The sequence below is a fragment of the Vibrio crassostreae genome (assembly GCF_041439375.1).
Taxonomy (GTDB): domain Bacteria; phylum Pseudomonadota; class Gammaproteobacteria; order Enterobacterales; family Vibrionaceae; genus Vibrio; species Vibrio crassostreae_D.
Genome location: NZ_JBGONY010000003.1, coordinates 24,924 through 39,515, shown reverse-complemented (window position 1 = coordinate 39,515; position 14,592 = coordinate 24,924). Strand labels below are relative to the sequence as shown.

Sequence of the window (14,592 nt, the reverse complement as noted above, 5' to 3'; positions counted from 1 at the left end):
AGACACAAAAAAACCGGCTCTAAGCCGGTTTTTTATTGGGTCGTTTTTAACAAACTAAATGCTCAAGCATTAAGCTTCAGTTTTACCCCAAGTATCACGTAGACCAACCGTACGGTTGAAGACTAGTGCATCTGCTTTAGAGTCTTTCGAATCCACACAGAAGTAGCCTGTACGTTCAAACTGGTACGCTTGCTCTGCAACACCTTCTGCTAGGCTAGGTTCAACAAAACCGTTTAGCGTAACAAGTGATTCAGGGTTTAACGTTGCAGCGAAGTCATCAGCAGCGGCTGGGTTTGGCACTGTGAATAAACGATCGTACAAACGAATCTCAGCAGGTAGCGCTTTATCAGCCGACACCCAGTGGATAACGCCTTTCACTTTGCGGCCATCTGCAGGGTTCTTACCCAGTGTTTCATTATCGTAAGAACAGAAGATAGTCGTAATGTTGCCTTCTGCATCTTTTTCGATACGTTCAGCTTTGATCACGTAAGCGCCACGTAGACGAACTTCTTTGCCTAGAACCAAACGCTTGTACTTCTTGTTTGCTTCTTCACGGAAGTCATCACGCTCAATCCAAACTTCACGGGTAAATGGTACTTCGCGAGTGCCCATTTCTGGCTTGTTTGGATGGTTTGCAACAGTTAACGTTTCTACTGCATCTGCTTCGTAGTTTTCGATAACGATCTTAACTGGCTCCAGAACGGCCATTGCACGAGGTGCATTTTCGTTCAGATCATCACGAATGCAAGACTCAAGTGAACCGAACTCAATCATGTTCTCTTGCTTTGTCACGCCAATACGCTTACAGAATTCACGAATAGAGCTTGAAGTAAAACCACGACGACGCAGGCCAGAAATAGTAGGCATACGTGGGTCATCCCAACCTTGAACTAGGTTTTCAACCACAAGTTGGTTCAGCTTACGCTTAGACATCACTGTGTATTCAAGATTCAGGCGACTAAACTCGTACTGACGAGGTTGGCAATCAATCGTGATGTTATCTAGAACCCAATCGTACAAACGACGGTTATCTTGGAATTCAAGCGTACAGATAGAGTGCGTAATACCTTCCAGCGCATCAGAGATACAGTGAGTAAAGTCGTACATTGGGTAAATGCACCACTTGTCAGCTGTTTGATGGTGGTGAGCAAAACGAACACGGTAGATAACAGGATCGCGCATAACCATGAACGAAGAGCTCATGTCGATCTTAGCACGCAAACACGCTTTACCTTCTTCAAAGCCACCGTCACGCATTTTTTCAAACAACGCTAGGTTCTCTTCAGGGCTGCGGTCACGGTATGGGCTCGCTTTACCTGGCTCTTTTAGCGTGCCACGGTACTCACGGATTTGATCAGGACTTAGCTCGTCAACATACGCTAAGCCTTTATTAATTAATTCCACAGCATAAGCGTAAAGCGTATCGAAGTAGTTTGATGAGTAACAAATATCACCAGACCATTCGAAGCCTAACCAGCTTACATCATTCTTAATTGACTCAACGTATTCAACGTCTTCTTTTTCAGGGTTTGTATCATCGAAACGAAGATTACATTGTCCCTGGTAGTCCTGAGCAATACCAAAGTTCAAGCAAATAGATTTAGCGTGACCAATGTGCAGGTAGCCATTTGGCTCCGGCGGGAAACGAGTATGCACGCTACTGTGTGTACCATCCGCTAAATCTTTATCAATAATTTGGCGAATGAAATTCGATGGACGAGCCTCAGCTTCACTCATCTATAGCACCTCTATGTATTTAGTATTGTCAGAGAAAGTTATCTTTCGTCCCCAAGAAAACGGTCGCTTTTAGCACCGGTCAAAGATTGAAAGATCATTGTTGCTAATCATCCACAATTCTTTGCCTTTGCACAATAAGAACCGTCCGTTAATTGCGAATATTTCTGCTATTCGATGAAGAATAGAACGAACCGTGTTCAGTAGCCTTAAACAGCAGGCACAAAAAAGCCTCCCATGTGGGAGGCTTTCAATTTGATACTTACTTAAGAGTAACTTTACGTCTTAATTAAGTACTTCCTTTACTATGGAAGTTTTACATCAGATAGGTCTTCACCTGCACCGATAGCTTTCATTTCGCCAGCTACGATTTCAGCTAGTGGGCCTAGGATAACCTGTAGGTTGTTTTCACCTAGTTTTACCACACCTTTAGCACCTAGTTTCTTAAGAACAACTTCATCAGCGACAGAGCGGTCTTTAAGAGTTAGGCGTAGACGAGTGATACAAGCGTCGATTGAAGTTAGGTTGTCGTGACCACCTAGAGCTTTCAGGTATTGACGTGCAAGGTCGCCCTTTGGTGCGTCGCCAGCAGGAGCTGCAACAGCTTCGTCATCATCTTCACGACCTGGCGATTTCAAGTTGAAAGCGCGGATTGCGAAAGAGAAAGTGAAGAAGTATAGAGCACCGAAACCAAGACCGATTAGTAGTAGTACGAATGGTTTAGTTGCTAGACCCCAGTTCAATACGAAGTCGATAAGACCAGCAGAGAAACCGAAACCGTGCAGAGTACCAAACATGTTAGCAACTACTAGAGACAGACCTGTAAATACAGCGTGCATTGCGTATAGAGCAGGAGCTAGGAATACGAACATGAATTCTAGCGGCTCTGTGATACCGGTTAGGAATGAACAGAATGCAACTGAGAATAGTGCGCCACCAACTTGGCTACGTTTTTCAGCAGGAGCAGCTAGGTACATTGCAAGTGCAGCACCTGGTAGACCGAACATCATTACTGGGAAGAAACCGTTCATGAATACGCCAGCGCCTTTATCGCCGCCGAAGAAACGGTGTAGGTCACCAGATTTAACAGTTTCAGTCACTTCTTTAACTACAGTAGTGATTTCTGGAGTTACAGAGTTAGCGAATGTGAATGTGTGCTCTTGGCCAACAACTAGAGTTTTAGCCAGTGCTGGGTCAACACAAAGTTGAGTGATGTTAGCGAATGCGCCTTGACCAGCAACGATGATCTCTTGACATGTACCCATACCAAACCAGAAGTATGAGTTCAATACGTGGTGTAGACCTACAGGGATAAGTGCACGGTTAAGAGTACCGTAAACGAATTGGCCGATAGCGCCAGACGTTGATACTGCGTGAGCCAGTGCGTCTAGACCAGATTGAACACCAGGCCAAACCACACCAGACACAGCACCCGCAACAAGTGCAAATAGACCGGCCATGATAGGTACTAAACGTTTACCCGCGAAGAAAGCCAGCCACTCTGGAAGGCGTGTCGCGTGGAAAGCGTTGTAAGAGTGACCTGCGATGATACCTGCGAAGATACCGCCGAAGAATGACATGTTAACGTCTGCGTTAATTGTCGTTGCTGTAGCAGTTAGTACGAAGTAAGCAACTGCACCAGCAAGACCTGCTGCGCCGTTACCGTCTTTAGAAAGACCAATCGCGATACCTAGACCAAAGAGCAATGGTAGGTTACCGAAGATAGCACCACCAGCTTGCGCCATGAATGGAATATCAAGTAGATCGCCTTGACCTAAACGTAAAAGAAGCGCCGCAATCGGAAGCGTTGCGATTGGTAGCATTAACGCCTTACCAAGCTTCTGTGCATATCCTAGAATATTCACCAGTTGTTTCCCCCTATAGGATTTTTTAGAATTCGTTTGAGAAACTTATTTTAGTCGCTCAATTTAGTCCTATTCAGTGTATTCAATTAATTTTGCTCCGCAAATTAAAACCTTACCATTTGTGATCCTAATCACCAGTTTTTACCAAATCCAGAGGTTTTTGCTAGCGAGATCATAAAACTTATTTTATCATTCAAAAAAATGAACATTTATAGATAAAATCCAAATCTAATCATTAGGTAAAAAGATGGTATCTGCGGGCTTCTATTGCCGTATGAATAATCATTAACAATGAACCTAAATGTATAATAACGATCAGTTGTTCATATATTTTTCAACTACTTAAATAGCTTCCCATATTGAAGCCGTTTGCCCATAAAAGATAAATCGTTACGTAAATGATGCTCGCAAACTAAGTCCGCATTTAGGTAACGAACGAATTTAAAAGATCTCACGAAATAAGGATTAGCTGACTATGTACGCGCTAAGTAACTGTAAAATTTACACTGGTAGTGATGTTCTGACCGATCATGCTGTTGTAATCGAAAACGAACTGATCAAAAAAGTCTGTCCTATCTCTGAATTGCCAGAGGGAATCGAGGTTCGCGACCTAGACGGAGCAAACCTAAGTCCAGGTTTCATTGACCTACAACTGAACGGTTGTGGCGGTGTAATGCTTAACGATGAGATCACTGCAGAAACCATGCAGATCATGCACAAAGCAAATCTGAAATCTGGCTGTACTAGCTTCTTACCAACGCTTATCACCTCTTCAGACGAAGATATGCGTGCCGTTATTACGGCAGCTCGTGAGTACCACAACCAGTACCAAAACCAATCTTTAGGTCTGCACCTAGAAGGTCCGTACTTGAACGTTGCGAAAAAAGGCATCCACAGCGTCGATCACATTCGTAAGTCTGACAACGAAATGATTGAGCTTATCTGTGACAACAGTGACCTTGTTGCAAAAGTTACATTAGCTCCAGAGTTAAACGACCCTGAACACATTGAACGCCTGCACAAAGCTGGCGTTGTCGTTTCTATCGGCCACACCAACGCAACTTACGCAGAAGCACGCCAAGGTTTCGAATCTGGTATCACGTTCGCTACTCACCTATTCAATGCAATGACCCCTATGGTTGGTCGTGAACCGGGCGTTGTAGGCGCGATTTACGACACACCAGAGGTTTACGCTGGGATCATTGCCGACGGTTTCCACGTTGATTACGCAAACATCAGAATTGCGCATAAAATCAAGGGAGAAAAGTTGGTATTAGTGACGGATGCCACAGCTCCTGCAGGTGCTGACATGGAATACTTTATTTTTGTCGGTAAGAAAGTATATTACCGTGATGGTAAGTGTGTTGATGAAAACGGCACACTGGGCGGCTCAGCTCTGACTATGATTGAAGCAGTTCAGAATACAGTTGAGCACGCTGGTATCGCTTTAGACGAAGCTCTTCGCATGGCTACGCTATACCCAGCTACGGCTATCGGTGTAGAAAGCAAGCTAGGTCGAATTAAAAAAGGCATGGTTGCAAACCTAGCTGTATTTGACCGAGACTTTAACGTTAAAGCGACTGTTGTTAACGGACAATACGAGCACAATTAAGTATGAATGGCGGACAAATAGGTAACGTAGACTTAGTTAAACAACTAAACAGTGCGGCGGTATACCGACTTATAGACCAACAAGGGCCTATCAGTCGTATACAAGTGGCTGATGTAAGCCAACTCGCACCGGCAAGTGTTACAAAAATTACCCGCCAACTTTTAGAGCGCGGCCTAATTAAAGAGGTTGCGCAGCAAGCGTCTACTGGCGGTAGACGCGCTATCTCCCTAACCACAGAAGTAGAACCTTTTCATTCTGTCGCTGTGCGTTTAGGTCGAGACTACATTCAAATAAGCCTTCATGACCTTGGCGGTCGTGAGTTGGCTTTCCAACAGCAAGACCTGAATTATTCAGACCAGTCAGACCTTACCCAAGGCTTGGTTAATAATTTGAAGGCTTTCATTGCTGAACACCAACCAAAGATCGATCAGCTGATTGCTATTGGTGTCACGCTTCCAGGCTTGGTTAACCCAACGACAGGTGTTGTTGAGTACATGCCAAACACGGATATCGATAACCTGGCTTTAAGTGACATTATTCGCGACACATTCCATGTCGCTTGTTTTGTTGGGAATGATGTTCGAGGAATGGCGCTTGCTGAGCACTACTTCGGAGCAAGTAAAGACAGTCAAGATTCTATTTTGGTCAGTGTTCACCGTGGTACAGGTGCAGGTATTATCGTTAATGGCCAAGTTTTCTTAGGCCATAACCGTAACGTCGGTGAAATTGGTCACATCCAAATTGATCCGCTAGGCGAGCAGTGCCAATGTGGTAACTTCGGCTGTCTTGAAACCGTAGCCGCAAACCCAGCTATCGTTGAGCGAGTACAGAAGCTGATTAAGCAAGGCTACGAGTCTTCTTTAACAGAGCTTGAACGAATTACGATCCAAGATGTTTGTGATCACGCGATCAATGGTGACGAACTAGCCAAGCAAAGCTTAGTTCGAGTAGGAAACCAGTTAGGTAAAGCTATCGCGATGACGATTAACTTATTTAACCCTCAGAAAGTTATCATTGCCGGTGATATTACCAAGGCACAAGAGATTGTTTTCCCTGCAATTAAGCGCAATGTAGAGAATCAGTCGTTAACGACTTTCCATAGCGGCTTGCCTATTGTAGCATCACAGATCGATAAACATCCTACGATGGGAGCTTTTGCAATGATCAAGCGCGCTATGCTCAACGGTGTGTTGCTTCAAAAGCTTCTCGAAGACTAAAGAAAAACAATTCTGATTTTCCGCGGGCCGTGTTTGTATGAACACGGCCCGTTTTTTTAAGCTAGGGAACTACAACAACAAGTTATGGAACTTATATTAATATCCACTGCGTTTATCGCAGGATTTATTGCTTTAAAGTGTCACCTTCCCCCATTAGTTGGTTTTTTGGTTGCAGGCTTTGGGCTTTTTGCCTTTGGCTTTGAAACCAATGACACCATCATTACTTTAGCTGACCTTGGTGTCACGCTGCTTCTATTTACTATCGGCTTAAAGCTCGATATCAAAACCCTACTCTCTAAAGAGATCTGGGCTGGCGCGACAATCCACAACCTTTTGTCCACTCTGTTTTTCGCCGTCGCCCTGTTTGGCTTTAAGTTCTTAGGTATTTCATCGCTAGCTGCCATGTCGGTAGAACAGATCGTTCTGCTCGGTTTTGCTCTTTCATTCTCTAGTACGGTATTTGCGGTTAAGACTCTGCAAGAGAAAGGCGAAATGAATGCGACCTACGGAACGTTAGCGATTGGTATCTTGGTCATGCAGGATATCTTCGCCGTAGTATTCTTAACGGCTTCTACGGGCAAAATACCTGAGTGGTATGCGATTGCTCTGTTTGCCCTACCCTTATTACGCCCACTGTTCTACAAAGTGCTCGATTGGGTTGGTCACGGTGAGATGCTGGTTCTTTCAGGCATCTTCTTCGCATTAGTCGTCGGTGCTGGTTTATTCCATTTGGTTGGTGTGAAACCAGACTTGGGGGCTCTTGTTTTAGGTATGTTACTTGCTGGTCACCCAAAAGCCTCAGAATTATCAAAGTCGCTGTTTAACCTTAAAGAACTTTTCCTTGTCTGTTTCTTCTTGAACATTGGTTTGTCAGAGCAACCAACCATTCAAGGCTTTATGCTCGCAATCTTGTTCTTGCTGATGCTGCCAGTGAAAGGTGTTCTCTACTTCTTGGTACTCAACCGCTTCAAGTTCCGTGTTCGAACGTCTCTACTTGCCTCGCTATCACTGTTTAACTATAGCGAGTTTGGCCTCATCGTTGGTGGTCTCGCCTTCAAGATGGGCTGGATGTCAGGCGACATCTTGGTGGCTGTGGCGATTGCTGTTTCACTGTCGTTCTTAATCGCAGCACCTTTAAACCGAGCTGGTCACAAGCTTTATCAGCAGTCAGGTAAATGGCTAAAAGAGCATGCGTCAGAAAAGCTTCACCGACGTGATAAGCGAATTGACCCAGGTCGTGCCCAAGTGCTGATTCTTGGTATGGGACGAATTGGTACTGGTGCTTATGACGAATTACGCACTCGCTATGGCAAAGTCAGCCTAGGTGTTGAAGTTCGCGAAGAAGCCGCGCACAATCACAGAAGCCATGGCAGGAACGTGATCTCTGGTGACGCGACTGACCCGGATTTCTGGGAACGAATTCTAGATACAGCAAACGTAAAGCTAGTGATCCTGGCTATGCCTCACCACCAAGGTAATCAAACCGCTTTAGAGCAATTGAAGTCACGTAACTTTAAAGGCCAAATTGCGGCTATTGCTGAATATCCAGATCAACTCGAAACACTGAAAGAGAATGGCGTTGATGCGGCATTTAACATTTACAGCGAGGCTGGTAGTGGTTTTGCTCGCCACGTTTGCGAACAGTTAAATCCAAATATCAATAAAATCTAGTATTAGACCGTGTTCAACTAAACCTCTCAAAACTGACTATTTTTCGCACTTTTGAGAGGTTTTTGTTTAAAAAACCAACCGCAATTAAACATCACACACCAAAAGCACATAAAAATTAGATAATTTCTAACAGAACACCCTTTATATTATTTTTTTGCTCACATCCGGTTGCTTTTTTTAGCCAGAATGGCAAATTGAATGCAGTTGATTTAGAAATTATTTAAAAGGAAGTTCTATGTGTTCAGTATTTGGCATTCTCGACATTAAAAGTGATGCCGCAGCACTTCGCCCTATTGCTTTAGAAATGTCTAAGAAGCTTCGTCACCGTGGTCCGGACTGGTCTGGTATCTATGCTGGTGAAAAAGCAATCCTTGCTCATGAACGTCTTGCTATTGTTGGCTTGAACAGTGGTGCTCAACCACTATACAGCCAAGACAAAAAGCACATTCTTGCAGTGAACGGTGAAATTTATAACCACAAAGAACTTCGCGCACGCTATGAAGATAAGTACCAGTTCCAGACTGATTCTGACTGTGAAGTTATCCTAGCGCTATACCAAGAGATGGGTGCAGACCTTCTAGAAGAGCTTAACGGTATTTTCGCCTTCGTTTTATACGATGAAGAGAAAGACGAATACCTAGTGGGCCGCGACCATATTGGTATCATCCCGCTTTACCAAGGTTACGATGAGCACGGTAACTACTACGTTGCTTCAGAGATGAAAGCATTGGTTGAAGTATGTAAGACGATCAGTGAATTCCCTCCTGGTAGCTTCTACTCTTCGAAAGATGCAGAACCTCAACGCTACTACATCCGCGATTGGAACGAGTACGCTGCGGTACAAGGCAACAGCACAAGCAAAGAAGAACTGACTGAAGCACTAGAAGCAGCTGTTAAACGCCAACTAATGACTGACGTTCCTTACGGTGTACTTCTATCTGGTGGCCTTGATTCATCAATTACTTCAGCGGTCGCTAAACGCTTTGCTGCAATGCGTATCGAAGATGATGAGCAATCTGAAGCTTGGTGGCCACAACTGCACTCATTCGCAGTTGGCCTTGAAGGCGCACCAGATCTTATCGCTGCTCGTGAAGTTGCGGACAAGATCGGTACTGTGCACCACGAGATGACTTACACCATTCAGGAAGGCTTAGATGCGATCCGTGATGTTATCTACCATATCGAGACTTACGATGTAACGACGATTCGTGCATCAACGCCAATGTACTTACTTGCTCGTAAGATCAAAGCAATGGGCATCAAAATGGTATTGTCTGGTGAAGGTGCTGATGAAATCTTTGGTGGCTACCTTTACTTCCATAAAGCGCCAAACGCAAAAGAGTTCCACGAAGAAACAGTACGTAAGCTACTTGCTCTAAGCATGTTCGACTGTGCTCGCGCAAACAAATCATTGGCAGCATGGGGCGTTGAAGGTCGTGTACCATTCTTAGACAAAGAGTTTATCGATGTCGCAATGCGCCTGAACCCTGAAGACAAGATGTGTGGTAACGGTAAGATGGAGAAGCACATCCTGCGTGAGTGTTTTGAAGACTACCTACCAGATTCAATCGCATGGCGTCAAAAAGAGCAGTTCTCTGATGGTGTTGGCTACGATTGGATTGATACATTGAAAGCAACGGCTGAAGCAAAAGTAACGGATCAACAAATGGAAGCTGCTAAGTTCCGTTTCCCTTACAACACGCCAACAACCAAGGAAGGTTATGCTTACCGTGAAATCTTTGAGGAGCTATTCCCTCTAGAATCTGCGGCAGAGTGTGTACCAGGTGGACCTTCAGTTGCTTGTTCATCAGCAAAAGCGATTGAGTGGGATGAGTCATTCAAAAACTGTGTCGACCCATCGGGCCGTGCAGTACAAGCCGTTCACAACGATGCTTACAACGCTTAGAGCGTTTTGAACAAACCCTAAAGACTAAAAAAGGCGCATGATGCGCCTTTTTATTTTTAAGCCTATTTTTTATTGTTGCAGTTATGCGTGAGCTTGTAGTGCTTCGTTCTCAATACTGATAGGAACCACGTGGCTGATCATTTTTACCAACATAATCGATCGAGCCTCACCGTCTTTCTGATCGAAAATAGCCTCAACCCCGGCAAACTGGCCACTCTGAATCTTAACCACCTGCCCAGATTCAAACTCAACACAACAATCTTCAGTTTCTATGCTGCAGCACTTCTCGAACTCTTTGAGCTCAAACACTAAGTCTCCTTGGACCTCGTGCGGCCGAGCACCGAACTTAATAAAGTCCACAACGCCACGTGTTGAACGAACGGTCGTGAAGCTAGGACCTTGCTCATAATCGAAGCGAACAAAGATGTAAGACGGAAACAGCGGTTCTTTGACCTGCTTTTCTTTCCCTCTCACCACCTTTTCGACTTCTATTTGAGGGTAAAAGCACTCTACCCCTTGATTCTCTAAGTGCTGCTGAGCGCGTTTTTGATCACCTCGCTTACAGTAAAGCAAATACCAACGTTTCATTTAACTAGCCATTTTATATTTTTAGATATTTTACCACATGCCTAAAACGGTTGAATCGCCATTAATAAAATGAATCGTTGCTAACGAAAAATAATGCGTAGCAGACCAATTTATCAACAAAAAGTTATAGGTGTCGGAGTGGTTAAGCATTGTACAGAGATCATTTAGAGATCAAAAGACTCATTGTTGTAAGCATATGTATACCCCACCTAATGAGCACACCACTCCCTTTAAACTCAAAATGATACACCAGAGCAATGCATCTAAAGATTTTTATTCAACACGACTTTAATAAAGGTTATTAACCAACCAGCTCAAATCTGGAAAATTAGTTTGCAGCACACTTAAAATGGGCAACATTAAAAGTAAAGATGATTAATATCAATACCTTAGCTAAACCAAGTTGTCGTAACCATAAAATACGTCTATTGCAGACTTTTATCCCACTGTGTATACATGAATGACTATAAAATCTTTTAATACCTAAAATTAGTAAAACTTATGCCAAGCAACCACAACATCTTTGGCCACCCTAGAGGCCTATTTCTACTATTTAGCACAGAGCTATGGGAACGTTTCTCCTACTATGCAATGCGTGCAATTCTTGTTTTATTCTTAACTGATACCACCCTTAATGGTGGCCTTGGTTGGTCAACAAAAGACGCACTCGATCTCTACGGGATCTACACGGGTTTAGTCTACATCACACCATTAATTGGTGGCTGGATTGCCGATAACTACCTAGGACAACGTAAATCGATCCTGATTGGTGGTGTATTAATGGCTCTAGGCCAATTCACACTTGCCCTACCTAACGGTTTTATTGGCTTAGACCAAGTCAACGCTCTGTACCTTGGTTTAGCACTGCTTATCAGTGGTAACGGTATGTTTAAGCCAAACATCTCGACCATGGTTGGCGACTTGTACCAGGAAGGTGATAACCGCCGTGATGGTGCTTTCACCATTTTCTACATGGGCATCAACTTAGGCGCACTACTTGGTGGCTTGATTTCGGGTGCAGCAGTCGATTCATTCGGCTGGAAAGCAGGTTTCTTGGCTGCTGGTATTGGTATGGTTATTAGCTTGATCATGCAGATGACGATGGCTCAATCTTGGTTAGGCAACATCGGTTCTGTACCTGCGGCTGCTCGAGCAAAAGAGCTGAACAAATCGAAAGAGAAAGCGCCACTGACTAAAGAAGAATTCGACAGACTAAAAGTTATTCTGATTATGGGTCTGTTCGTAATCGTTTTCTGGGCTGGCTTTGAACAAGCTGGCGGCCTAATGAACATCTACACTCAACAATATACTGACCGTATGATTGGTGGTTTTGAAGTTCCTGCTGCTTGGTTCCAATCTCTGAACCCATTCTTCATCATTACACTTGCACCGATCATCGCTGCGTTTTGGGTGAAACTAGGTAAGCGTGAACCCAACTCACCGGTTAAATTTGCGATGGCGTTGTTCTTCTTAGCACTTGGCTTTGTGTGCATGATGGGTGCGGTAATGGAACAAGGTGGCGACCTAACAGTGAAAACATCGATGTTATGGCTAGTAGGTGCATTCTTCTTCCATACCCTTGGTGAGCTTTGTTTATCGCCTATTGGCCTGTCGTTGGTCACTAAGCTAGCTCCACTTCGTTTAGCATCACTAATGATGGGTGCTTGGTTTGGCTTCAATGCGGTTGCAAACTACGTAGCAGGCCTAGTGGGTTCTCACGTTGGTGAGCTTGGCGCGATGTCTATCTTTGGTGGTATCGCGATTACAGCAACAATTAGTGGCGTATTACTGCTTCTTTGTGCTGGTAAGCTTGTATCCTGGATGCATGGTGTAGAAACCAACATGACGCTTGAAGCAGAGCCAAAAGCTGAGACAGCAGAAACGTCTGTTGCTTAATATCTAGAGCTATTTCAAGAAGAAACTTCAAGTTCAAAAAGGGCTGCTCAATGAGCAGCCCTTTTGTTATTTATGCGATAAGCCGTAATCAAGGCTCAGCAGCTGCTAGCGATATAGAGCGACTAACTCTGCCATCATATCGATGTGCGAGTCTCTGTCGTTCAAACACATAATGTAGCTAAAGTCCGAACCACCAGCGTCAATGAAAGTATCTTTACACTGGTCTGAAATCTCTTCCAACGTTTCCAAACAGTCAACCGAAAATGCAGGTGCCATGATGTCGATCTTCTTGATACCTTTGCTTGGCAGTGATTCAAGTGTCTCGTCAGTGTATGGCTTCAACCACTCCTCTCGACCAAATCGCGATTGGTAGGTCATGGTGATGTCTTCTTCAGATAAACCTAGCTCAGCAGCAAGCAGCTTTGTCGTTGCTTCACAATGCTGTGGGTAGATATCGCCTTCATCAGCTAAGCGCTTCGGAATACCGTGGAACGAACAAACCAAGTGATCGGCTCTGCCATTTTGTTCCCAATGGCTACGAACGCTTTCAGCCAATGCTTTGGCATAGCTAGGGTGTGAGTAGTAGTCACGAATAAAGCGATAGCTTGGGATAACTGGCATCTGTTTAAAGGCTTTGGTTAAACCATCAGAAACTGCCGCTGTGGTTGTGCCAGAGTACTGAGGATATAAAGGCAGTACGATGATGTCCTCAACACCCTGATCCATCAGTTGCTCAACACCAGTCTTAATGCTTGGGTTACCATAGGTCATACCCAGTGCAACCGGCATCTCTAGTTTCTTCTGGAGCTTTTCAGCTTGTCTTTGAGAATACACAAGCAGTGGTGAGCCTTCATCCATCCAGACAGATTGATACAACTTGGCTACTTTGGGTGCTCGAATCGGTAAAATCACCCCGTGCAAGATTGGGCACCAAAGCCAACGGGTTAGGTTTACTACTCGCTTGTCGTGTAAGAATTCACTCAAAAATCGACGAACGCCAGCTGGGGTCGCCGAATCTGGTGTTCCTAAGTTCACCAGTAAAACGCCCTGCTTTTTATTATTTTCCATAGATACCTGAGACCAATATGTGATTTTCTGGAAAGTAATATACTAATCTGCATAAGTTTAAGATCATTGGTTCCCACTAAATGTCTGAATAATCATTCTTTAAATGGGATATCGCAACATCTACTCTCGATTGTGAGCCACCTTCATCAAAAACGGTTTCATCTTGAATGGTGTGTAATCGAATTATCTAGATTGGTATCGTACTAAAAACTGAAACAAAAAAAGCGACCCTTAAGGTCGCTTCCAATATATCAAATTCTAAAACTGGCTGTTAGCCAATTATGCTAGTGCTTTCTCAAGTTCTGCACTAACTTCAGCAACTTGCTTAGTACCGTCAAACTTAAGGTACTGAGTGTTGCCTGCTTCAGCTTCTTTACCGTAGTAAGAGATCAGCGGAGCTGTTTGATCGTGGTATACGCCTAGACGTGCACGAACGGTTTCTTCTTTGTCGTCATCACGTACAACTAGCTCTTCGCCAGTTACGTCATCTTTGCCTTCTTCTTTAGGCGGGTTGTACACAGTGTGGTATGTACGGCCTGAAGGAAGGTGAGCACGACGACCAGCCATACGCTCAACAATCACATCGTCAGCTACGTCGAATTCAACAACGTAATCAACAGCGATGCCCATTTCTTTTAGGCCATCAGCTTGTGGGATTGTGCGTGGGAAACCGTCTAGTAGGAAACCTTTCTCACAGTCATCTTGAGCGATACGCTCTTTGATAAGACCAAGGATAATTTCATCAGAAACTAGCTGACCAGCGTCGATTACTGATTTTGCTTGCTTACCAAGCTCAGTACCCGCTTTGATAGCAGCACGTAGCATGTCACCAGTTGAAATTTGAGGGATACCAAATTTGTTCATGATGAAGTTAGCTTGAGTACCTTTACCCGCGCCAGGAGCACCTAGAAGAATGATGCGCATGTTTAATCCTCTTATAAAATTATGATTTATACCGAAGCTCACTATCCCACCTTCCTCGTTCATATTTAAGATAAACAGGAAAAGTTAGGTAACAGCTGAGGTTAAGCAAAA

Annotated in this window: 10 protein-coding genes; 5 read left to right on the top strand and 5 right to left on the bottom strand. The window is 44.2% G+C overall.

The window, feature by feature from the left end:
* Positions 1 to 69 precede the first annotated feature (69 nt).
* On the bottom strand, positions 70 to 1,737 hold the full coding sequence (gene glnS / locus ACED45_RS02315; RefSeq protein ID WP_108082620.1) for a glutamine--tRNA ligase: 1,668 nt from the start codon (positions 1,735 to 1,737) through the stop codon (positions 70 to 72).
* A gap of 302 nt (positions 1,738 to 2,039) precedes the next feature.
* Positions 2,040 to 3,599, bottom strand: a complete 1,560-nt coding sequence (nagE, locus tag ACED45_RS02310) for an N-acetylglucosamine-specific PTS transporter subunit IIBC (protein WP_048612171.1) — start codon at positions 3,597 to 3,599, stop codon at positions 2,040 to 2,042.
* A gap of 475 nt (positions 3,600 to 4,074) precedes the next feature.
* Here nagE and nagA point away from each other — a divergent pair, with 475 nt between their 5' ends.
* From nagA to asnB, 4 genes are all read left to right on the top strand, one after another.
* Positions 4,075 to 5,211, top strand: coding sequence for an N-acetylglucosamine-6-phosphate deacetylase (gene nagA, locus ACED45_RS02305; protein WP_019820501.1), 1,137 nt, complete (start codon positions 4,075 to 4,077; stop codon positions 5,209 to 5,211).
* Between the two features lie 2 nt (positions 5,212 to 5,213).
* Positions 5,214 to 6,428 (top strand): DNA-binding transcriptional regulator NagC, encoded by a 1,215-nt coding sequence (nagC, locus tag ACED45_RS02300; protein WP_061019534.1) that lies wholly within the window; start codon positions 5,214 to 5,216, stop codon positions 6,426 to 6,428.
* Between the two features lie 84 nt (positions 6,429 to 6,512).
* Complete coding sequence (locus ACED45_RS02295) at positions 6,513 to 8,099, top strand: cation:proton antiporter family protein (RefSeq protein ID WP_065675885.1); 1,587 nt, start codon at positions 6,513 to 6,515, stop codon at positions 8,097 to 8,099.
* Positions 8,100 to 8,334: 235 nt separating this feature from the next.
* Positions 8,335 to 10,005, top strand: coding sequence for an asparagine synthase B (asnB, locus tag ACED45_RS02290; protein ID WP_017062196.1), 1,671 nt, complete (start codon positions 8,335 to 8,337; stop codon positions 10,003 to 10,005).
* A gap of 81 nt (positions 10,006 to 10,086) precedes the next feature.
* Here asnB and rfaH read toward each other — a convergent pair whose 3' ends face one another.
* Positions 10,087 to 10,593, bottom strand: a complete 507-nt coding sequence (gene rfaH, locus ACED45_RS02285; protein WP_371713253.1) for a transcription/translation regulatory transformer protein RfaH — start codon at positions 10,591 to 10,593, stop codon at positions 10,087 to 10,089.
* Positions 10,594 to 11,094: 501 nt separating this feature from the next.
* On the opposite strand from rfaH, the gene ACED45_RS02280 reads away from it, so the two are divergent.
* Positions 11,095 to 12,489 (top strand): peptide MFS transporter, encoded by a 1,395-nt coding sequence (locus ACED45_RS02280; protein ID WP_123311293.1) that lies wholly within the window; start codon positions 11,095 to 11,097, stop codon positions 12,487 to 12,489.
* A 105-nt stretch (positions 12,490 to 12,594) separates the two neighbouring features.
* Here the strand turns inward: ACED45_RS02280 and hemH are convergent, their stop codons facing one another.
* Positions 12,595 to 13,557 carry a ferrochelatase gene (gene hemH, locus ACED45_RS02275; protein ID WP_048660859.1) on the bottom strand — a complete coding sequence of 321 codons (963 nt, stop codon included), beginning with the start codon at positions 13,555 to 13,557 and terminating at the stop codon, positions 12,595 to 12,597.
* Positions 13,558 to 13,836: 279 nt separating this feature from the next.
* A complete protein-coding gene (gene adk / locus ACED45_RS02270; protein ID WP_048660860.1) occupies positions 13,837 to 14,481 on the bottom strand; it encodes an adenylate kinase in 645 nt (214 codons plus the stop codon).
* Between the last annotated feature and the right edge of the window lie 111 nt (positions 14,482 to 14,592).

Bases quoted from the DNA above. Each gene is read 5' to 3' on its own strand.
- glnS (WP_108082620.1), bottom strand. From the start codon at position 1,737: ATGAGTGAAGCTGAGGCTCGTCCATCGAATTTCATTCGCCAAATTATT.
- nagA (WP_019820501.1), top strand. From the start codon at position 4,075: ATGTACGCGCTAAGTAACTGTAAAATTTACACTGGTAGTGATGTTCTG.
- nagC (WP_061019534.1), top strand. From the start codon at position 5,214: ATGAATGGCGGACAAATAGGTAACGTAGACTTAGTTAAACAACTAAAC.
- ACED45_RS02295 (WP_065675885.1), top strand. From the start codon at position 6,513: ATGGAACTTATATTAATATCCACTGCGTTTATCGCAGGATTTATTGCT.
- asnB (WP_017062196.1), top strand. From the start codon at position 8,335: ATGTGTTCAGTATTTGGCATTCTCGACATTAAAAGTGATGCCGCAGCA.
- rfaH (WP_371713253.1), bottom strand. From the start codon at position 10,593: ATGAAACGTTGGTATTTGCTTTACTGTAAGCGAGGTGATCAAAAACGC.
- ACED45_RS02280 (WP_123311293.1), top strand. From the start codon at position 11,095: ATGCCAAGCAACCACAACATCTTTGGCCACCCTAGAGGCCTATTTCTA.
- hemH (WP_048660859.1), bottom strand. From the start codon at position 13,557: ATGGAAAATAATAAAAAGCAGGGCGTTTTACTGGTGAACTTAGGAACA.
- adk (WP_048660860.1), bottom strand. From the start codon at position 14,481: ATGCGCATCATTCTTCTAGGTGCTCCTGGCGCGGGTAAAGGTACTCAA.